The organism is Oleiphilus sp. HI0128 (assembly GCF_001635365.1).
In genome coordinates this window covers 1-16754 of record NZ_LWGG01001163.1, presented here as the reverse complement: position 1 = coordinate 16754, position 16754 = coordinate 1, and the positions used below count along the sequence as shown (strand labels likewise).

17 protein-coding genes are annotated in these 16754 nt (G+C 43.3%); 16 read left to right on the top strand and 1 reads right to left on the bottom strand.

Going from position 1 to position 16754, the window contains the following annotated elements; translation table 11 throughout:
* The first annotated feature begins 230 nt into the window (after positions 1-230).
* The 14 genes from gspE to scpB all read left to right on the top strand — a co-directional run bounded on the left by gspE (position 231) and on the right by scpB (position 13206).
* A complete protein-coding gene (gene gspE / locus A3763_RS19735; protein ID WP_068511084.1) occupies positions 231-1715 on the top strand; it encodes a type II secretion system ATPase GspE in 1485 nt (494 codons plus the stop codon).
* A gap of 2 nt (positions 1716-1717) precedes the next feature.
* Complete coding sequence (gene gspF / locus A3763_RS19730) at positions 1718-2929, top strand: type II secretion system inner membrane protein GspF (protein ID WP_068511069.1); 1212 nt, start codon at positions 1718-1720, stop codon at positions 2927-2929.
* A gap of 82 nt (positions 2930-3011) precedes the next feature.
* Positions 3012-3449, top strand: coding sequence for a type II secretion system major pseudopilin GspG (gene gspG / locus A3763_RS19725; RefSeq protein ID WP_068511068.1), 438 nt, complete (start codon positions 3012-3014; stop codon positions 3447-3449).
* A 70-nt stretch (positions 3450-3519) separates the two neighbouring features.
* Positions 3520-4110, top strand: coding sequence for a type II secretion system minor pseudopilin GspH (gspH, locus tag A3763_RS19720; protein ID WP_068511066.1), 591 nt, complete (start codon positions 3520-3522; stop codon positions 4108-4110).
* A complete protein-coding gene (gene gspI, locus A3763_RS19715; RefSeq protein WP_068511063.1) occupies positions 4110-4520 on the top strand; it encodes a type II secretion system minor pseudopilin GspI in 411 nt (136 codons plus the stop codon). Before gspH ends, gspI begins: the two co-directional genes overlap by 1 nt.
* Positions 4520-5251, top strand: coding sequence for a type II secretion system minor pseudopilin GspJ (gspJ, locus tag A3763_RS19710; RefSeq protein ID WP_068511061.1), 732 nt, complete (start codon positions 4520-4522; stop codon positions 5249-5251). Before gspI ends, gspJ begins: the two co-directional genes overlap by 1 nt.
* Positions 5251-6267 (top strand): type II secretion system minor pseudopilin GspK, encoded by a 1017-nt coding sequence (gene gspK / locus A3763_RS19705; protein WP_068511059.1) that lies wholly within the window; start codon positions 5251-5253, stop codon positions 6265-6267. Before gspJ ends, gspK begins: the two co-directional genes overlap by 1 nt.
* Before the next feature lie 40 nt (positions 6268-6307).
* The gene (gspL, locus tag A3763_RS19700; RefSeq protein ID WP_068511057.1) at positions 6308-7612 is read left to right on the top strand and encodes a type II secretion system protein GspL; all 1305 of its coding nucleotides are present in this window, start codon (positions 6308-6310) and stop codon (positions 7610-7612) included.
* Between the two features lie 26 nt (positions 7613-7638).
* Entirely contained in the window at positions 7639-8160 is a 522-nt protein-coding gene (gspM, locus tag A3763_RS19695; RefSeq protein ID WP_068511054.1) for a type II secretion system protein GspM, read from the top strand.
* A gap of 41 nt (positions 8161-8201) precedes the next feature.
* Positions 8202-8834, top strand: coding sequence for an N-acetyltransferase (locus A3763_RS19690; protein ID WP_068511052.1), 633 nt, complete (start codon positions 8202-8204; stop codon positions 8832-8834).
* Between the two features lie 98 nt (positions 8835-8932).
* Positions 8933-10294, top strand: a complete 1362-nt coding sequence (gorA, locus tag A3763_RS19685) for a glutathione-disulfide reductase (protein WP_068511050.1) — start codon at positions 8933-8935, stop codon at positions 10292-10294.
* 175 nt (positions 10295-10469) lie between these two features.
* Positions 10470-11687 (top strand): tryptophan--tRNA ligase, encoded by a 1218-nt coding sequence (locus A3763_RS19680; protein ID WP_082870226.1) that lies wholly within the window; start codon positions 10470-10472, stop codon positions 11685-11687.
* A 26-nt stretch (positions 11688-11713) separates the two neighbouring features.
* Positions 11714-12508, top strand: a complete 795-nt coding sequence (locus A3763_RS19675; protein ID WP_068511048.1) for a ScpA family protein — start codon at positions 11714-11716, stop codon at positions 12506-12508.
* An 11-nt stretch (positions 12509-12519) separates the two neighbouring features.
* Positions 12520-13206 carry an SMC-Scp complex subunit ScpB gene (gene scpB, locus A3763_RS19670; protein ID WP_068511046.1) on the top strand — a complete coding sequence of 229 codons (687 nt, stop codon included), beginning with the start codon at positions 12520-12522 and terminating at the stop codon, positions 13204-13206.
* Positions 13207-13232: 26 nt separating this feature from the next.
* Here the strand turns inward: scpB and A3763_RS19665 are convergent, their stop codons facing one another.
* Positions 13233-14618: an anthranilate synthase component I family protein gene (locus tag A3763_RS19665; RefSeq protein ID WP_082880525.1), complete on the bottom strand. Its 1386-nt coding sequence runs from the start codon at positions 14616-14618 to the stop codon at positions 13233-13235.
* A gap of 101 nt (positions 14619-14719) precedes the next feature.
* Between A3763_RS19665 and A3763_RS19660 the strand changes: the two genes are divergently transcribed.
* Together A3763_RS19660 and A3763_RS19655 are read left to right on the top strand one after the other, a co-directional pair.
* A complete protein-coding gene (locus A3763_RS19660) occupies positions 14720-15250 on the top strand; it encodes a hypothetical protein (protein WP_068511044.1) in 531 nt (176 codons plus the stop codon).
* Positions 15251-15617: 367 nt separating this feature from the next.
* Positions 15618-16754: DUF6160 family protein (locus tag A3763_RS19655; protein WP_231872261.1), on the top strand; the 1137-nt coding region annotated here is incomplete at its 3' end.

The window sequence follows — 16754 nt, the reverse complement described above, 5'->3', positions numbered from 1 at the left end:
AATGTAATCGTCTATTGTTTATAAGATTAAGACAATACAATGCTCGTCTTACTTAAGTTAAATGCTTAATTTAGCTTGCTCGTGGGATTATGAATAATACTAACCTGGCGGACCGAATTTAAGGGGTTACCGTGATAGAAGAGTCTCAACATAATAGTGCTGATGCAGCGGATATTCCGACTTTAGAAGAGTCCGGCACCGCATCCGGCTCTGTTGAAGATACTGGTTTAATGCTTCCATTTGAGCGGTTGCCATTCTCCTTTGCTAAGAAGCAAGGGATAGTATTGTTGAAAAATCAAAATAACGAGTATGAGATTCTTTATCGGGCGGGTCTTAGCTCCCAGGCTTTTGCAGAAGTAAACCGTCTAACTTTTGGTGAGGTTCCTTTTCAACAAGTTGATGAGGCAGAGTTCGACGAAGCTTTAGGGCTTGCTTACCAAAATGACTCTGCAGAAGCAATGCAGATGGTCGAAGGTCTGGGCGACGATATGGATCTGGCCAGCTTGGCAAACTCGGTTCCAGAGACCGAGGACTTATTAGAGCAAGAAGATGATGCGCCGATCATCAGACTAATTAATGCTATTTTGACCGAAGCAGTAAAAAATGATGCTTCAGATGTGCATATAGAAACATTTGAAAAACAGCTTGTCGTTCGCTTTAGAGTGGATGGAGTCTTGCGAGAAATCGTTAAACCCAAGCGCGCACTAGCGCCTTTGCTGGTGTCTCGTATCAAGGTTATGGCAAAACTCGATATTGCTGAAAAGCGTGTACCTCAAGATGGTCGAATTTCATTGCGTGTTGGTGGCAGAGAAGTGGATATCCGTGTATCGACAATGCCTTCAGCGAACGGAGAGAGAATCGTACTTCGTTTACTTGATAAGAACGCAGGGCGTTTGTCTCTCGATATCCTAGGAACATCGGAGCGTGACTCAGATGTTTTAAAAAGTATTCTGGCGAGGCCCCATGGCATATTACTGGTTACCGGGCCAACCGGTTCTGGTAAGACCACTACGTTGTACGCGGGTCTATCTCATATTAATGACCGCAGCCGTAACATTCTGACGGTTGAAGACCCTATAGAATACAACTTGCCAGGTATTGGGCAGACCCAGGTTAATACTAAAGTGGATATGACTTTCGCCCGAGGCCTTAGAGCGATCCTTCGTCAAGACCCTGATGTGGTAATGATTGGTGAGATCCGTGATATCGAAACAGCTGAAATTGCGGTTCAAGCCAGTTTGACCGGCCACATGGTGCTATCAACCTTGCATACTAATAGTGCCGTTGGCTCTATCACCCGATTGATGGATATGGGGGTTGAGCCTTTCCTGATTAGCTCGAGCCTTGTTGGTATTATGGCACAGCGCTTGGTTCGTGTTCTGTGTACCTCCTGTCGTCAACCCTACGAGCCTGATGACAGCGAATGCGAATTTCTGCATATAGAGCACGGGCCTGGCCAATCGAAACCTCCTATCTACAAAGCAAAAGGTTGCCCAGAGTGTAATCATCTTGGTTATAAGGGCCGTATTGGTATCTACGAACTTGTGCAAATAGATGAACAGATGCGTGAGCTTATTCATAGCAAAGCCGGTGAGCTAGAGCTTGAAACTTATGCACGTAAGTGTGGTCCAAGCATACATGATGATGGTATTCAGAAGGTGTTGGCTGGCGTTACCACGATTGAAGAAGTGGTAAGGGTGACCCATCGGGGATAGTCATGGCTGCATTTGAGTACAAGGCGCTTGACCAAAAGGGCAAGCAAAAAAAAGGTGTAATAGAGGCGGACAGCGCTCGGCAGGTTCGACAGCAACTGCGCGAAAAAGGTTTAGCTCCGCTTGAAGTTGAACAAAGTTCTGAGAAAAAGAGCAATAGCGGTGGCGGTTCCTCAAGGCGTAGGTTGAGTGTCAAAGAGCTGTCGTTACTTACCCGTCAGATCGCTACGTTGATTCAGTCAGGTATTCCTATTGAAGAGACGCTTAGTGCGGTGGCTAGTCAAAGCGAGAAAACAAACGTTCGTAGTATGTTGCTGGCGGTTAGAGCAAAAGTACTAGAAGGTTATACGCTTGCCGATAGCCTTGCTGAATTCCCGGCTGCTTTCCCTAATCTTTATCGCTCTACGGTTGCTGCAGGCGAGCATGCCGGTCACCTTGACCTGGTGCTTAACCGGCTGGCCGATTATACCGAAGCACGTCAACAAGCACGCCAAAAGATACAGCTGGCTGCGATATACCCTGTAATACTTTGCTTCGTTGCTGTTTCAATCGTTGTATTTCTATTGACCTATGTTGTGCCAGATATCATTGAGGTGTTCGTTAACAACGGACAAGACCTACCATCACTGACTCAGGGCCTTTTAGCCGTGAGCGATTTCTTGGGTGACTGGGGTTTGCTGATACTCATTATCCTTATCTTGGCCGGTATGGGCTTTAAGGTCATGCTAAAGAAAGATGGCTTCCGCTTTGCGTATCATAAGCGCTTGTTAGGTATGCCATTTATTCAAAAGATTTCGAGGGGCTCCAATACCTCTCAATTTGCTAGTACGCTTAGTATCCTTAATAGTAGCGGCGTGCCTTTAGTTGATGCGATGCGCATATCTTCCGAGGTCTTAACAAACGATTGCCTCAAAGCATCCTTAGCTGAAGCAGCGCAGAAAGTGAGTGAAGGTGCAAACTTGCACAATTCTCTTGAGCAAACAGGCTACTTTCCACCAATGATGATTCATATGATCGCCAGCGGCGAGTCTAGTGGCGAGTTGGATGAAATGCTTGAAAGAACAGCACGGCATCAGGAAAGCGATCTGCAAGGACTAATCGAAACAATCGTTGGTTTGTTTGAACCGCTCATGTTGCTCTTTATGGGCGGCGTGGTTTTGGTCATTGTCTTGGCGATTATGTTGCCTATATTGAATATGAGTAATTTGGTTGCATAGATTTTGGTATAAAATCGTCGGCCACTTTGGTTGTGCAGTTATCACAAGAAATTATAAATACCTACTTAGATAAGGAAGTAAGATGAAACGTTCACATGTTAAGCAATCCGGTTTCACGCTAATCGAGATAATGGTGGTCATGGTGATCCTAGGTCTTTTAGTGGCGGTTGTGGCACCCAATATTCTTGGCCGAGGCGAAGAAGCCAGAATTGGCGTCGCTAAAACCCAGATCCGTAATATTGGTAATGCTTTAGATATGTATAAGCTAGATAACTTCTCTTACCCAAGTACGGAACAAGGTTTGGAGGCACTAGTTAATAAACCTTCCGGTTCACCAGAAGCAAAAAACTGGAGCAAGGATGGTTACCTTCCAAATGTTCCAATCGACCCATGGAAGAATGAGTATCAATATGTCAGCCCAGGTTCTGAAGGCCCTTATGATTTGTACTCTTTTGGTCCCGATGGGCGTGAAGGTGGTACAGATGGTGGTGAAGATATCAGCAATCACGATATGAATTAATCAGACGGCGTGATGGAAGAGTAAACATTATATGCTTCCCCTTAAGGGAATGTTCGCTAGGGTTAGGCCAGTGATCGGGTCTAAAACCTCAACCGTTAGCGGTCGTGGTTTTACTTTGATTGAGTTGCTGGTTGTTCTGGTTTTGCTTGGTTTAATCTCGTCTCTCGCCTTAATGACGGTTGGCGGTGGTAATCAGACGCGCGAAATGATCAACGAGGTAACTCGTATGCAAGCCTTGCTTCGTCTTGCTGCCGATGAGGCTATTTACTCCAATGAAGAAATTGGCGTATTGATTGAGGATGAAGGCTACGAATTTCTGGTTTGGGACGAAGAAGCTTCAAAGTGGGAAAGCTCTACTAAGCAAGCCTTACGACCCCGAAGTTTGCCCGAGTGGTTAACATTAGACTTTCAGCGGGAAGGGAAAGGGCGCGAAATCCTCGGCACCTCTGTATCAGGCGAGTATATCGGCAACACTGACACTCTGGAAATTGAAGAATCCTCAAAAAAACCTAGTTTTATGCTGCTATCCAGTGGTGAAGTTGATCAGTTTGTTATTGGTGTTCAACTCATGGGCGACAGCGATAGCCGGATCGAAATCAAGACTGATGAGCAAGGTGAGATTGTTGTACCCTTCCTGCAACAGGATGAGGATGCAGGCTAATGCATAGGTCTATCAGGCAACGTAATCTTTCTAAGATAACCAAGCATGCGGGCTTCACACTTTTAGAAGTAATGATGGCTATGCTGGTCTTCGTCTCGGTAGCCATGATTCAACAAGAGGTGACGGCATCAACCGTTAGCCAATATTTTAACGTAAGGCATAAGATAGTTGCTTCTTGGATTGCGGAAAATAAGATCACAGAGCTTCAGCTTTCAAAATCACTGCCTGCAATTAAAGAATATAAAGAAGAGATCGAGTTTGCGAATCAAGAATGGCAGGTGGTTTCTAAGGTTAGCAAAACAGCAAATGCCGATATCAACAAGCTCGACGTAGATGTCTATCTTATCGATGAGCAGAGTGGCGATAAGAGCAAAAAACTAACACTTTCCAGTATGTTAGGGCGCTACTAATGCTGGATTCCACCAAAATCAAGCAAGCCCTTGCATCTCAACAAGGCTTCACATTGCTAGAAGTCCTTATCGCGATAGGTATTACTGCATTAATTGGTTTGGGCGCCTGGCAGGTATTGAACTCAGCGATCACAAGTAGTGATCGTACTCAGGTTCATCTCGAAGAGCTGAATCAAATTCAAAAAGCAATGCTGATCGTTAAGCGCGACCTTTCGCAAGTCATTGGTCGTTCGATACGAGACGAGTATGGCGACTATCAAAACGCACTGGATAGCAGCTCTGATTTTTATAAAATCCAATTTAGCCGAGTAGGCTGGCGTAATCCTTTAGACGATAAGCGTTCCGAGATTCAACGTGTCGCCTACGAGCTGGATAGTGAAAAGCTTGTAAGGCACTACTGGACAGCGCTTGATCAGACTCAGGACAGTGAAAGCATTCGAAAGACTCTCTTAAACGATATTGAATCTCTTGATTTTCGTTTTTTGAATGAGAGCGATGCATGGGTGGGTAAGTGGCCTGTTGAATCGCTTGACAGCGAGACCACTTCACCTGACCCGCGTCAAACAAACAACAGCTTACCCAAGGCAATTGAAATCGAAATAGCACATAAACGCTTCGGCAAGGTGAAGCGCTTGTTTGAGGTAGGGAGCTATTTTTCCGGCAAAGAGCTTGAATTAAGTGGCGGCGCATCTTCAGATAACGGTCTTGATGGCCAGAAGGCTAAAGACTGATGCCTCTGCTATATAGAACATACGGTATTCAGTACCCATGCTCAGTTAAAAAACAGGGCGGGGTCGCCTTGATGATTGTCATCTTTGTTTTCGCATTAGTTTCTATACTGTCTGTCGGTATGTACAACAGACAGAGTATTTTTGTTCAGCAGGCCGGTAATTTATTTGCCCAGTCTCAAGCGTATCAATACGCGATTGGCTCCGAGTTATATGCAAAGTGGTGGCTAAAAGATGATTGGGATAATGATAAAGATGTAGAAAAAGAATTCTATGATGACCTAGCCTTTCTTGAGTCCTCTTTAACAAGACCCTATGAAGGTGCAATTGTTTCGTCACAGTTTAATGATGTTCAAGGGAAGCTGAATCTAAATGACCTAGTCAGTGTGACAGGGGAAGTTATCCCTGTAATGAAGGAACGCTTCACTCGTTTATTTAATCGTTTGGCGATCGAAACGGTAAAGCTTGAGCAAATTATTGACTGGCTTGATGAAAATCAGGACTCAAGTGGTTTTGATGGGGCGGAAGATGGCGAGTATTTGTCCTTAGACCCTCCTTATAGAAATGCTGGCCAGCCTATGCTCGATATATCAGAATTACGATTACTTCCCACAATCAGTAATGAAGACTTCAAAAAACTATTAGAGCATGTCACTGTATTGCCTCAGGGTTGGGCTCCCGTTAATGTAAATACTGCAACAGCGGAAGTTTTACAGAGTTTAAGTGAAACCCTTACTGATGCCCAGGCAGATAGCTTGGTAGAAGCTCGTCAGGATAAGGCCTGGAAGAATATTGACGAGTTTAAGGCTGAGACTTTAGTTGCGGATGGAAAAATAAACTTTAATTACATCGGGGTTCGATCTGACTTTTACGAGTTAGCGACCGAAGTGACACTTTCCGAGCGCACGGTCAGGTTAAGAAGTGTACTCTATCGGAGTAACGAAGACGGGTCTTTACAGGTTCTTAGTCGTAACCAGGGCCAAAAATATTTAATTACCAAAGAGCAAGTGGCGCTATAATAAAACGATTAGCGTCGTTCAAAACAGATAGAGTAAACTCATGCCAAATACATTGTTTGTAAGGCCACATAAAGTACATCAGGTAGAAGGAGCGTTATATGAATGGGCGCTCTATGATATTGCTGGTGAGCAACTTAAATATGGCGCGCGTTCGAGTCTGGAAATAATCGATCAGACCTTAATGCAGAATGGTATCGAGAATGTTGAACTGATTGCGCTTTGGCCTTCTTCAGCCGCCTTTGTAAGCGAAGTGAGTCTGCCAGGAGGTCAGGCTCGTTACCTGCAGCAAGCGCTACCCTTTGCAGTAGAAGAGCAGGTTGCGCAAGATATTGAGCAAATACATATTTGTTTGGGGCCAAAAAGCAAACGAGGCGCTTACTCGGTCATTAATATCGACCACTCTTTGTTCGAGTCAAATTTTCAGTCTTTTAATAGCGAAATGGCCGATATTCCTTTAGCTGGCGTGTATCTCGATGCGCAGTGTCTGCCTATTGCTGAAGATGACCTTAGTCTTTGTTTGTCTAGCGGCTCAGTAATCGTTCGTTCTCTCGAAGGAAAGATGATTTCCTTAAAGCCTGATAACCTCATTCCATATTTAGACAGTGTTTTTCTTGCGCCAAGTGAAGATGAGGAAGCACGCGAGCTTTCGATGAAGGTTTGGGTTGCAGCTGACTATATGGAAGCGGCTAAGATGTTGCTTGCTCAAATAGAGCAGTACCCACACCTGTCTATCTCAGTTGAGCAGTTTGGTTTAAGTGAATTTGAATTCCTATGTGAGTGCTATACACGTAATAAAACAACCCTGACAAATTTGTGCCAAGGCGATTTTGTGATTGCTCGTCAGTCTAGCGGGTCCTGGCATCGCTGGAGAGCTGTTGCAGCACTTGCTGGACTTGGGTTTTTACTGCAATTCGGCGTGTTTATTGGCCAGGGTATGTACTTTGAAGGGCAGGCTGATTCCGCTGGCCAAAGCGCATTAACAGCCTACCAAAAAATAGTACCCAACTCGAAACGGACAACACTTGGCAAATTGCCGCGTATTATCAAGGGTAAGCTTAACCAGCAGCGCCAGGGCGGTAGTAGTGTCGATGTCGGTTTTCTCCATTTATTAGGAGAGGCGGGGTATCAGTTTGATCGAAGCAAATTTAAAGGCCAGCTTCAATTTAAAAGCATTAACTATAATCAGCAGCGTGCTGAGTTAGTCTTAGAAATGCAGGCTCAAAGCTTTGATCAGTTAGAGAGTTTAAAAAATGCCATCGTTAGTGCTGGCCTAACGGCGAAGATCAGTTCCGCTGTTCAAGAAAAAGAATATTTTCGCGGCCGTATTAGTGTCGGCGGTGCTTAGTTTAGGTAGTTAAGAGAGATATTGAGATGTTAGAAGCTTTAAAACAGAACTCTGCGCTACTGAATATGCGCAAACAGTATGAGATGCTATCGGCACGTGACCGTTTGGCTCTTAAAGTGCTGCTTGTAGCTCTGAGCTTGGTTATTCTGATCTTTGGCTTAATGAAGCCAGCTTATGAATACAAAAAACAAGCCGAGGCAAAGCTTGAGCAAAATCAGCAATTGCTAGCCTTGGTAAACCAGAATAAAGCCGCACTGAGAAGTCTTGGTCAAAACAATCAAGGCAGTGCTTCCAAAAAAGCATTGAATAGCCAGCAGCTGGTTTCATCGGTTACTAATCTTGCAAAGCAACAGAAAGTGGCACTTAAGCGCTTCGAGCCAAGCGGCGACAATAAGCTAAAAGTTTGGGTGGATGACGCCTCTTTCGATAAGGTAATTTCTTGGTTAAGTCGCTTGAAAAGCTCATTAGGTGTGCGAGTCGAGCAGATTTCCATTGATAAAGATGATGCACCAGGGAAGATCAGCGCCAGAATGACATTGTCTTCATAAGTCTGTAGCGCGATATATTAGTCTAAGAACTAGGGGCACCTATGACAAGAATAACAGAAGAAACCAAAGCAAGAGTTGTTCGACTTGAACCTGGCGCTTTTACCGAAGCTAAAGCAATTCTATATAGAGCTTATAAACATGAGCCTACCTTTAAATACCTATTTGACGCTTCGCGCCCTGGTTATGATCAACGTATCAGGGCAACTATACGAGAGTTAATTAACTTACATTTTTCCAATCAGCAAGATGTGATCGGCCTGGCATTGGATAATCATTTGATTGCAGTTGCGCTAGTTGGCAGTCCGGATATCCGTTTGACACTAAGTCGTCAGTGGAACTGGCGTTTGCGTATGATGCTTACAGCAGGAATGGACTGTACATGGCGTTATATTAATTACCATAAACAGATCCACGAGTGTCTACCTAAAGGTGAACACCATGAATTACCTCTGTTGGGGGTGGATTCAAAATACAGAAATTCGGGTTACGGTAAGCAGTTGATGTTGGCGATAGAAGATATCTGTAAAGAAAACCCGCGCTCCGGCGGTATAGCGCTTGATACTGGTAATACGCGGTACTTGAAGTTTTATAAGAGTATTGGTTATAAAACCCTTGGAACCGTTAAACTGGGTGAGCTCGTTGAAAATGTATTATTCAAAGAGTGCAGTCACTAATTCTGTATTTATATTTTACCTGTCTTAAGCTATTAAATGCTCTAGTGTAGTTTTCGAGCTTAGGCATACCGACAATATCCGTTTTTGAAGAGTTCTTTATGTCATCTTATGATTTTGATTTGTTTGTAATTGGTGCTGGCTCCGGCGGTGTTCGTTTGGCTAGAATGTCGGCCTCGATGGGCGCTACAGTTGCTGTTGCAGAAGATCGCTATCTTGGCGGTACGTGTGTAAATGTAGGCTGCGTACCAAAGAAACTATTTGTTTATGCATCCCATGTTCATGAAGAGCTTGAAGACGGCAAAGGCTATGGTTGGCATTTAAATGGTGATCTGAGTTTTAACTGGCAAACCCTGGTCAAAAATAAGAATACTGAGATTGAGCGTTTAAACGGTATTTATGATTCCTTGTTAACTAACTCGGGCGCTAAAATTATTAATGGTCGAGCTCGCATAGTTGATGCCCATACTGTCGAAGTGGCAGGGCAGCAATACTCGGCTGAGCGAATCGTTGTCGCGACTGGAAGTTGGCCGTTCATACCTAATATTCCAGGTGCCGAGTATGCAATCTCTTCCAACGAGCTTTTCTATCTTGATAACTTGCCCGATACTGCAACGGTTGTGGGTGGTGGCTATATAGCTGTAGAAATGGCCGGAATTCTTCAAGGGCTTGGTGTCGACACGACCTTGGTTTATCGTGGTGAGCTGTTCTTGCGCGGTTTTGATCAAGAAGTGCGGGAGTTCGTGCGTGATGAGATTAGCAAAAAAGGTATTCGCTTAAGGTTTAATGAGAATATCGACAGTATTTCAAAGCTGGATAACGGTTCTTTAAATCTTCAGCTAAAAAGTGGCGCTACCGAATCTACTGGTTTGGTGCTTTATGCAACAGGTCGAAAGCCATACTCCTACGACTTAGGCATAGAGAATACTAAGGTAGCGCTTGATGACAAAGGTCAGATTAAGGTTAATGATTATTTTCAAACAAGTGAACCCTCGATCTATGCGATTGGTGATGTAATAGGTGGTATGCAGCTTACGCCGGTTGCGCTTGCCGAAGGTATGTTCTTAGCTAATTATTTCTTTTCCTCAACTAAACCTTCATTAGTCGACTATTCCTTGATACCGACGGCTGTTTTTTGTCAGCCAAATATTGCTACGGTTGGCTTGAGTGAGGAGCAAGCGCGGGAAGAGTTTGATGACATTGATGTCTATGTGTCTAATTTTAAAATGATGAAGCATACTTTGTCTGGGCGTGATGAACGTACCTTAATGAAGATGGTTGTAGACAAGAAAACAGATGCTGTCTTAGGTGTTCACATGGTTGGTGCAGAGGCCGGAGAGATTATTCAAGGTATTGCCGTTGCATTAAAAGCTGGCGCTACGAAACAGAGTTTTGACCAAACTATTGGTATTCATCCTACTGCTGCAGAAGAATTTGTAACGATGCGCCAGCCTAGAACTTAAGGTTTTTTTGCTTCGATCACCAGAAAAATACACTGACCCTGAAATTATCAAGAAAAGTAAGTATACTTCCGTTTTTTACGGAAGGTGGTATGTAAGTAGTCATTGGTATTTTTTACGAGCCAGACTTTCATCACGTAATCCATTATCCATAGCAGATTATAAATAGGAGCCAGCTTTGAGTTCGGTTGAATCACAGCAAAGAGTTTTATCCGGTATGCGCCCTACGGGCAAGCTACATCTTGGGCATTATCATGGTGTACTCAAGAACTGGGTAGAGTTGCAACACGATTATGAATGTTTCCTCTTCGTTGCAGACTGGCATGCACTCACAACGCATTATGAAGACCCTTTCATGATCGAACAGAGCGTGTGGGATATGGTGATCGATTGGCTTGCTGCGGGTATTAACCCAGGTTCAGCGACAATGTTTGTTCAGTCTATGGTGCCTGAACATGCAGAGTTGCACCTATTGTTGTCAATGATGACGCCTTTAGGTTGGCTGGAACGTGTACCAACTTACAAAGACCAGCAAGAGAAGTTGAAAGAAAAAGATTTGGCAACTTACGGTTTCTTAGGTTATCCATTATTACAAAGTGCTGACATCTTAGTTTATCGTGCGGGTTTTGTTCCTGTTGGTGCTGACCAGGTAGCTCATGTCGAATTGACGCGTGAAATTGCTCGTCGCTTTAATCATTTATATGGTAAAGATCCGGGTTTTGAAGAGCAGGCTGAAGCAGCGATAAAGAAAATGGGTAAGAAAAACGCCAAGCTTTATCGTAATTTACAGAAGCGATTCCAAGAACAGGGCGACGATGAGGCTTTGGAAACTGCAAGAGCTTTGATCAAAGACCAGCAAAATATATCACTAGGCGATCGTGAACGCTTGTTTGGTTTTATTGAGGGAGGCGGTAAAGTGATTCTACCTGAGCCTCAGCCATTATTGACTGAAGCATCGAAGATGCCAGGTTTAGATGGTCAGAAAATGTCCAAATCTTACGGCAATACTATTGGCTTACGTGAGGATCCGGATTCGGTTACTCAAAAAATACGAACCATGCAGACAGACCCACAACGTGTACGCTTATCTGATCCGGGTGATCCAGATAAGTGCCCTGTGTGGAAGTTGCATGATGTTTATTCCGACGAAAGTACTAAATGCTGGGTTCGTGAAGGTTGCACCAGTGCAGGCATTGGTTGTTTGGAATGTAAGAACCCAATAATTGAAAAAGTGCTTGAAGAGCAGCGCCCAATTCGTGAACGTGCTCGCCAGTATGAAGAGAACCCAGAATTAGTGCGTAGTATTTTATCTGAAGGTGCCGAGCGCGCGCGTGACGCAGCAAAGGGAACGCTTCAGGAAGTTCGACGTGTAATGGGTTTATCTTTCGGCGCGTAAAGTGCTAGAAGATAGGGGGCTTGAGTATGTCAGCTGTGCAACAAGAATTACCTTTGGCAATTGTCGAAGGTAAAGTTGTAAGGGATGTCCCTCAAGACCTCTATATTCCCCCCGATGCTTTATCGGTTATTCTCGAAGCCTTTGAAGGCCCGCTAGATCTGCTCCTGTATTTGATACGACGCCAAAATATGGATATTCTGGCAGTTGATGTGAGTGAGATAACGCGTCAGTACATCGAATATATTCAAGTTGCGAAAAAGATGAAGTTCGAGCTGGCTGCTGAGTACCTACTCATGGCTGCGATGTTGGCCGAGATCAAATCTCGAATGTTATTGCCTAAAATTTCGCATGAAGATGACGAAGAAGAAGACCCACGTGCTGAATTGATTCGTCGCCTTCAGCAATATGAACGCTTCAAGAAAGCAGCTGAAGATTTGGATGAGTTACCACGCGTTGATAGAGAAATAGTTCCTGTTCATATCAAAGCAGAAACCAGTTCTGACGGAAAGATACATCCTGATGTCTCGCTAAATGAGTTAATTCAGGCACTTAATTCTGTTCTGCAACGCTCTGATATGTTTGTAAGCCACCATATTGAAAAAGAGAAGCTCTCAACTAGAGAGAGGATGACAATTATCTTATCTAAGGTAACGCCCGAACAGTTCGTCCCTTTCGCTGCGCTCTTTAGTCCAGAGGAAGGGCGAGATGGTGTTGTGGTAACATTTTTGGCAATTATGGAATTAGTTAAAGAGCAGTTGCTCGATTTTGTTCAATCAGAAACCTTGGGGCCTATTCATGTTCGGGCGCGCGGAGCACAATAAAGAGCTTTGAAATGGTAGACATTAAAGAGTTACTTAGTTCAAATAGCGAAGATCTTACTAATGTAGGGAATCAATACACCTATAATTCACTTGAGCCCACCGTTGAAGTATTAAAACCTATTGTCGAAGCGCTTCTGTTTTCAGCAGGTAAACCTTTGTCTATCGATGCGATTCAAGCTTTATTGGAACCTGACCTTACGCCTACCAGGGCAGTGTTTCGCTCCGTATTGCAAGAAATTGAGGAAGACTACAAAGGTCGTGGTGTTGAGTTGGTTGAGTTTTCTGGCGCTTATCGCTTTCAGTCCCGGCCTTCAATGAGCGAGTGGGTACAGCGTTTATGGGAAGAACGACCTCAAAAGTATTCCAGAGCACTTTTGGAAACATTGGCCTTGATTGCCTATCGCCAACCGATTACGCGTGGCGATATTGAAGAAGTTCGGGGGGTTGCAGTCAGCTCTACCATAATGAAGACCCTGCTAGAAAGAAATTGGGTGCGAGTTGTGGGTCATCGCGAGGTTCCCGGTCGACCAGCAATTTATGCAACGACCAAGCATTTTCTTTCCTATTTCAACCTAAGCAGCCTTGATGACCTGCCAACCTTGGCCGAAATTCGAGATATTGAGCTAATTTCCAAAGAATTAAATGCACAATTAGAGCTAGTCGGCACCGAAGATGAGTCAGTAAAACAGGACGATTAGCTCTATATAAGGAAGGCTCTATATGCTTATTCCGAAATTCCCGTTAAATTACTGACCTTAGTTAAACTTTCTAGATACTCTTCTTTACAGTTTGAGTCGTGAACGATTCCGCCGCCGCCCCAGCAATGTAATTTATTTCCCGAATGCACAATGGTTCGAATAAGTATATTACTGTCAAAATTTCCATTTCCATTTAGATAAAAAATTGAACCGCAATAGGCGTCTCTGCCGGAGCCTTCTAACTCATTAATAATTTCCATTGACCTGATTTTAGGAGCTCCCGTAATAGATCCGCCAGGAAAACATGCGAAAAAGGCATCTAATTCGTTGATATCTTTCCTAAGCCTTCCTTTTATATGGCTAATTAGGTGATGCACATTCTTGAAAGTTTCAAGTTCGAATAGTTTTTCCACCTTAACGCTGCCTAATTCACAAACTTTGCTTAGGTCGTTACGAAGTAAATCAACAATCATTAAGTTTTCGGCTTGGTTTTTTGTGCTTTCTTGCAATTTTTGCGGGGCTTCAGCTTTATTTGTATTCTGAGCGGTGCCCTTTATTGGTTTTGTGTTTATTTCTTTATTCTTGATTCCAATAAATTGTTCAGGCGAGAAGCTTAATAACTGTTGATCGTCACTAAAAGAGATGAACGCTGAATAAGGCGTATCGACTTTTTCTCTGAGGTGGAAATACAGAGGGAGTGATGGGTCATCAAAATCTGCTTCAAAACGCTGAGTTAGATTTACTTGATAACAGTCTCCGGCAATTATGTAGCTTTGTATTTGCTCAAAAGCTTCTGAATAACGCTGATATGAAATGGTCTTCTGCCAGTTAGGCTTGTTAGTTTGCTGCTTATGTTTATATGTGGCGTTCTTTTCGTGGGTATCGGAAATAATATTTTCAATCTTGTCTCGCAAATCGAGAGGGCAGCGTGGTGAATACGTTAGATAACCGCGCTTTTGTTTTTTGTCATGAATATAAGACCAGGTATATTCACCTATATATAGAAGGGGGAGTTTACTTTCTTCCATTAATTGAGGTGCTTCAATAATACTAAGAGCCCCATACTCATAACTTGAGTATCCAATTAACCCTGCTGTAAAAGGTAAATCTGAAAATATTGATGGGATTTCTTGTTGCTCGTAGTTAAGTGACTCATGAATATTGCTTGGCTTAACTAGGTTTGGAGTGTGAGATAACTCTGCTTTATTTATTGTATGGGTAAATAAAGGCGAACCGCTAATAATATTGAAGCGACCTTTTGACTCATCAACGCCGCTATCTAAAAAGATTGAATGGGGGAGGGAGGCTAACAAGGCATGGCATTGCTCATCATTTAGAATAATTTCCTTTTGTAGCCACTTTGCCGGGTGTTTTGTTTGATTTGTTTGGTAAGCTGTTTCAAAATTCTTCATTCAGTTATCGCAAAATTAAAATCTATGAGAATGTATATGGACATTTGTTCGACGCCTGATAAATTATCGCCGCAAAATAATACTTAACAAATGGAGTTTTTATGAAGCGTTCATTTCGTCGCTTTTTATTTCTAGCGCTATGCGTTTTGCCTTGGGTTACCCCCTTGCAGGCTGAAGATTTTAACTCTTTAAAGCGTGCCAAGCTAACAGAAGCGCAATCTGTAAACCAACTCAAATATATGATGGTCAAAGGCTTTGATAGAATTAAAAAGGAAGTTGTTAAAAACGGTTCTTTCCCTCCATTTGGCTTGACGCTGTCTCCTGATGCCGAGTTTAAAGCAGTCATTCCAGATATTGAAGCAAAACTACCTTCACAGGTTGTTCTAGTAAAACTCGCTGAAAGCATGGCAGCTATTGCTCAAACGCGTTCAATGTGGGCAGTTGGTATTATGTATATTAGGGCCATCAAGCGAGATGACGGTACATATGTCCAGAGAATTATCGTGATGACAGAACATATTGCTGGTTGGGCTCGCCATTGGGCATACCCTTTTAAGATGGAGGATGGAGAGTTTAAATTGGGTACCCCTCAAGAATTGGAAGTAAAGCCGGTTTACTTTACTAAAAAATAAAAGCCTTGTTTTATTAAAGCCGCCTATAAAGGCGGTTTTTTCGTTTAGGGGCTCTATTTAACTCAATATTTTGTATTGTTTTTCTTTATGTCGACATTTTTTTCTTTCTTAAATTCTAAAATACGCCCGAAAACAGCCTTCAAATGTCAAATTCTGTTAAAAACCCTTACATTTCTGCCTAAAGGTTACTCTCCGTAACTTTTTGTGAAAGCAATCACGGTAAATAGAAATCAAAATACATATTATGATCTCACTGGCGAGCAACACAGCTTGTTAGAAAAAAATGAAATCATATAAATCAAATGATCGCGTTAAGACACATAAGTCTAAGACAGTTTTAACGTAACCTAAATATTAGGAGAATAATATGAAAGGCCTGAAAAAAATCGCACTAGTTTCTGCAATCGCTGCTGCTTCTGCTGGCGCACAAGCTGAACTTAAAGCTCTAGACGACTCAGCAATGGGCGAGCTAACTGGTCAAGCTGGTTTGACTATCGATCTAGAAACTAAAGTTTCTATCGGTCAGTTCATGTATAAAGATGCTGGTAGCCTATTCATCAACGACATCAGCATCGGCGGCAACGCAAACACTGGTGACGATAACCTAGCAAACGACACTGACATGATTGACAATATCCGTATGAACATCGATATTGCTGGTTCTGCTGCTACTGGCGAAAACATTTTAGATCGTGGTTTGTCTGATTTTTACGGTGCTGAAGGTCTAGCTGCATTGGCTCTAGCATACGGTGCTGTAGATGACGGTCGTCTAGCTGGTTTGGCTGGCGGTATCGAAGCTAACGCTGATGGTGCATCTTTGACACAGCTAGAAGCTAACAATGTACAAGCTGCTCCTGGTGTATCTGTTGTTCAAGCAGTTGCTGGTGCACTTGGCGGAACATTCGTTAAGGGTCGTGTTGGTATCGAAGACGGTGACTTGTTAATTCACGAAATCGCTACTGATCCATTGGCTGCTCTTATCAGTGCTGATGACCTTATTGCTGGCGGTGCTACTGCACTTGCTGATTTCTCAACTCAAGAAGTTATCGACGCAGCTGTAACAGCGGTTGATTTCAAATACGAAATCGGTGCAATCGGTATTGCTGACTCTACTTACCAGCCAGGCGCAGATCTTTCTACTGCACAAACTACTACTTTGATCAGCAACTTAAGCATTGCGGGTTACTTGGGTCACAAAGATATCCATATCGAAAACAATGGTAATGGTTTCGGCGCTACTGACACTGATGGTAATGGTCGTATCTCTGCTGCTGAAGCTTCTGATGCTGTGACTGGTTCTACTGGTTACGGTGATGCGAACTCAAAAATCCACATGGATAGCTACTTCAACATCACTGATTTAGATGTTTACATCGATATCGCTGGTGTTCAGATCAACGATCTGAAAATCCACAACCATCGTGGTGACACTTCTGGTCTAGACGGATTGAATGCATTCGGTTTCGCTCACTCAATGCGTGACATCTACGCTGTTAAAGACGCA

Coding starts and splice junctions, on each gene's coding strand:
- gspE (WP_068511084.1), top strand. CDS start 231: ATGCTTCCATTTGAGCGGTTGCCATTCTCCTTTGCTAAGAAGCAAGGG.
- gspF (WP_068511069.1), top strand. CDS start 1,718: ATGGCTGCATTTGAGTACAAGGCGCTTGACCAAAAGGGCAAGCAAAAA.
- gspG (WP_068511068.1), top strand. CDS start 3,012: ATGAAACGTTCACATGTTAAGCAATCCGGTTTCACGCTAATCGAGATA.
- gspI (WP_068511063.1), top strand. CDS start 4,110: ATGCATAGGTCTATCAGGCAACGTAATCTTTCTAAGATAACCAAGCAT.
- gspJ (WP_068511061.1), top strand. CDS start 4,520: ATGCTGGATTCCACCAAAATCAAGCAAGCCCTTGCATCTCAACAAGGC.
- gspK (WP_068511059.1), top strand. CDS start 5,251: ATGCCTCTGCTATATAGAACATACGGTATTCAGTACCCATGCTCAGTT.
- gspL (WP_068511057.1), top strand. CDS start 6,308: ATGCCAAATACATTGTTTGTAAGGCCACATAAAGTACATCAGGTAGAA.
- gspM (WP_068511054.1), top strand. CDS start 7,639: ATGTTAGAAGCTTTAAAACAGAACTCTGCGCTACTGAATATGCGCAAA.
- A3763_RS19690 (WP_068511052.1), top strand. CDS start 8,202: ATGACAAGAATAACAGAAGAAACCAAAGCAAGAGTTGTTCGACTTGAA.
- gorA (WP_068511050.1), top strand. CDS start 8,933: ATGTCATCTTATGATTTTGATTTGTTTGTAATTGGTGCTGGCTCCGGC.
- A3763_RS19675 (WP_068511048.1), top strand. CDS start 11,714: ATGTCAGCTGTGCAACAAGAATTACCTTTGGCAATTGTCGAAGGTAAA.
- scpB (WP_068511046.1), top strand. CDS start 12,520: ATGGTAGACATTAAAGAGTTACTTAGTTCAAATAGCGAAGATCTTACT.
- A3763_RS19665 (WP_082880525.1), bottom strand. CDS start 14,618: ATGAAGAATTTTGAAACAGCTTACCAAACAAATCAAACAAAACACCCG.
- A3763_RS19660 (WP_068511044.1), top strand. CDS start 14,720: ATGAAGCGTTCATTTCGTCGCTTTTTATTTCTAGCGCTATGCGTTTTG.